Source organism: Xanthovirga aplysinae (assembly GCF_009711365.1).
In the GTDB taxonomy this organism is placed as follows: Bacteria; Bacteroidota; Bacteroidia; order Cytophagales; family Cyclobacteriaceae; genus Xanthovirga; species Xanthovirga aplysinae.
The window spans coordinates 1-3,725 of sequence record NZ_SMMB01000760.1; the positions used below are offsets into that span (position 1 = coordinate 1).

The 3,725-nt window shown below is 37.7% G+C and carries 2 protein-coding genes; both read right to left on the reverse strand.

Translation table 11 applies throughout. The features are described 5' to 3' along the window. Positions 1-202 precede the first annotated feature (202 nt). Positions 203-1,375: an AIR synthase related protein gene (locus E1171_RS05225; RefSeq protein ID WP_155204777.1), complete on the reverse strand. Its 1,173-nt coding sequence runs from the start codon at positions 1,373-1,375 to the stop codon at positions 203-205. A 236-nt stretch (positions 1,376-1,611) separates the two neighbouring features. Continuing rightward, positions 1,612-3,591: a CHU_0125 family OmpA-like outer membrane integrity protein gene (locus tag E1171_RS05230; RefSeq protein ID WP_155204778.1), complete on the reverse strand. Its 1,980-nt coding sequence runs from the start codon at positions 3,589-3,591 to the stop codon at positions 1,612-1,614. Positions 3,592-3,725: the final 134 nt, after the last annotated feature.

Sequence of the window (3,725 nt, forward strand, 5' to 3'; positions counted from 1 at the left end):
TGGGAAGGGAAAAACTTTATTCCGACTTGGTTAAAAGAGCTCATGAATTAGGTGTAACACTTTCTTCTTCTAAAGTAAAAAGTTCAAATATTAAAAATTAAAAGGGAGTAAAATTGGTGAAGAATGAGTAAAAGTTGAAAACATGAAAAGTGAGATGGTTTTTCCTTTTCACCCTTCATGTTTCGCCATCAATCTTAATCCTTTATTGTAGGTAATCGAATTTTCCGTAGCGACTTTCTATCGTTACTTTTTTATCCGTCGAAGCTTCAACCCTTCCTATTATTTTGGCATCAATTCCAAAAGACTTTGAGATATTAATAATTTGCTGAGCATGCTTTTCGTCTATGTAGATCTCCATGCGATGGCCCATATTAAAGACTTTATACATTTCTTTCCAATCTGTACCACTTTGCTCTTGAATTAGGCTAAATAGGGGTGGAGTGTCAAAAAGGTTGTCTTTTATTACATGAAGCTGATCAATAAAGTGGAGGACCTTTGTCTGGGCACCACCACTACAATGTACCAAGCCGTGAATCTCGGATCGAAGGTGGTTGAATATTTCTTTCATTACTGGTGCATATGTTCGAGTTGGAGATAGTACTAATTTACCTACATTGACAGGAACACCTTCTATTTGTTCGGTTAATCCGTAATTGCCTGTATAAACCAATTCTTTTGGAACCTGAGGATCAAAAGTTTCAGGATAATGTTTTGCCAGAGATTGATTGAAAACATCGTGACGGGCAGAAGTAAGTCCATTGCTTCCCATTCCCCCATTATATTCTTCTTCATAAGTGGCTTTCCCAAAAGAGGCTAAACCGACTATTACATCCCCGGCTTGGATTCTCTCATTACTAATGACATCACTTCGCTTCATTCGGGCAGTAACGGTGCTATCCACCACTACGGTTCTCACCAAATCTCCTAAATCTGCGGTTTCCCCTCCCGTAGATATAATATTGACTCCATTGTCACGGAGCATTTGTAATACTTCTTCCGTCCCATTGATCAAAGCTGCTATCACTTCCCCTGGAATCAGGTTTTTGTTTCTGCCAATGGTAGAGGAAAGTAAAATATTATCAACTGCACCGACACAAATTAGGTCGTCAACATTCATAATTACAGCATCTTGAGCAATACCTTTCCAAACCGAAAGATCACCGGTTTCTTTCCAATATGCATAGGCTAAAGAGGATTTGGTTCCCGCACCATCAGCATGCATAATTGTGCAAAAATTCGGGTCGTTGCCTAAATGGTCCTCTACAATCTTGCAAAATGCTTTAGGATACAATCCTTTATCAAGGTTTTTAATAGCCTGGTGCACGTCTTCTTTTGAGGCCGAAACTCCTCTTTGCATATACCGCTCTTCTTTCATGCCAAGTTTGATTAAGGAAACAATAAAGATAGATTCGAATAAACTAAAAAGAAGCAAGAAGTTGGAAACCTCTAATCAACTAGATTAATCCAATAAGCCTTGCTTTTCCTACATTATTCTTAGTACCCCTATTAATCCTGATGCTTTATATTAAATGACAACGCAAAAATAAAAAAAGCCTCATTGATAAAGAGGCTTTTATTTCAATAATTTCAAATTTAATCTTATTCAGGCCTTTAATTTTCCTCAGGAAGTTCTTCTTTAACCGGAATTTCTTCCAGTTCCTGGTTGTATTCCGTCACCTTAAATTGTGTTCTTCTATTCATTTCGTGTTCTTCCTCTGTCTCTGCATTTGGGACAATGGGTTGAGATTTTCCGTATCCTCGTGCAGTTATTCTTTCCTCGGAGATGCCGGAGGCAATAATATATGCCACAGCAGATTCTGCTCTCCTTTGCGAAAGTTCTTGATTATATTCATCACCACCACGATTATCAGTGTGGGAACTTAATTCTATCTTAATATCTACATTATCTTTTAATAGATTAACTAGTTTATCTAGTTCTAGTGCAGCGTCTGTACGGATATCTGATTTGTCAAAATCGTAGTAGATATTTTCCAAAACGATAGCCTTATTAAGAACGATTTGATCTAAATTCACCACCGTTTCAAAAGTAACGTTGGTCACCAGTTTAGTTAGCTGATCTTTAGGAATACTTCTTCCCACGGTAGTAAAATCTACCCTTGTTGTGAAGTAGTTTTTCTTTTCTCCTATAATTTTGTAATCTGTGTCTCCATCCACCCGAAATCTGAATTTCCCTTCCGAATCACTTATGGTTCGTGTAATTAAATTTCCATCAGGCCCTAAAAATCGTATACCTGCATTAGGTAGAATTTTCTGGACACCTTCGTCATTGGTAGTGACAGTAGTTCCTATTAGGTAATAGTTTATGATTTTAATGTCTGGCGAATTGTTTACAAAAGTATAAATATCATCATCTCCATTTCCACTTTCGCGATTAGATGTGAAAAAACCATGCATGGGATCAATAAAGGTAATTCCAAAGTCATCCTTACTGGAATTGATAGGTACACCCAAATTTTTTACACTTATATCACCGTCTTTTCTTACCGCTTCAAACAAATCTAATCCCCCATATCCGGGATGTCCTGAAGAAGAAAAGTAGAGTTTACCATCATTGGAAACGGTGGGAAACATTTCATCTCCAGAGGTATTGATCTTATTTCCCATATTTTTGACATTTCCCCAGCGGCCATTTGCATCCATTTTGGCTGAGTAAAGGTCTATTCCTCCAAAACCGCCCTCTCTGTTAGAAGCAAAATAAAGTGTTCTGCCATCACGGCTAAAAGCCGGAGAAGAATCCCAAGCATTGGGATCGTTAATGCCCATCAAGCTAGGCTCTGTCCAATCACCATTTTTTTGTCTTGAAATAAAAAGGTTTACTTCTTTTGTTCCCTTTTTCTTTCCACTGTTTCCTTTGGCAAATACCATTACCTGGCCACTACGGGAAAAGGCGGCTGATCCTACATTTACTGTTGGATCATTTATTAATTCCTCTAAAGGTTCAATGGATAAAGGGTCTATGGAATTTTTTTTCACCTTTGCTTTGTAAAGTTTTGTGAATGGTGTTCCAGTGCCATTATATATTTTTCCCCCCTCCCGATTGGAGGTGAAGAATACTTCACCCTCTTGATATACAGGGGAATATTCCGCACCTGAAGTACTTAGGTCGCCTAGGTTTTCGATTTCATAATAGCTTTTATTTTTATCCAGGAGATCTATTGTATTTAGGGTACTAAGTTCTGTCTCTGTCAGGTTTATGAGGCTTTGGTCAGTACCATTGGCTAAATAATCTTCTAACTGTTCTTTTGCTCCTTCATAATTTCCTTGGATTTTTAGCGCAATGCCATAAAAAAACTGAGCCCCTTCTTCCACACTGCCATTTTCAATGGCGGCTTTGTAGTAAGGAGCAGCTTCATCTAAACGGTTGGAAAGCCGATAACATTCGGCGATAAAGTAATTGGCCGCTGCCGGGTTGTCCCCTTTTTCGAGGATTTTTTTATAGTGATTGATGGCAACATTGTATTCTGCACTTTCAAATTTTGAGGAAGCTTTCTTGTAGGCGCTGCTACAGGACGAAATGAAAGCAAGGAGGATTATGAATAAATGCCAGGGGATTTTGTGAGTATTACCCATATTATTATTTTGTTTTTTGAAAACAAACCAGTGGTTCCTAAAGGGATTTTCTCAAGTCAATAAAGATAATTAAATAATAAGAAATTAAGAATTACTCCATTTGACTTACATACGGCAAATTACTTTTTTAAAGC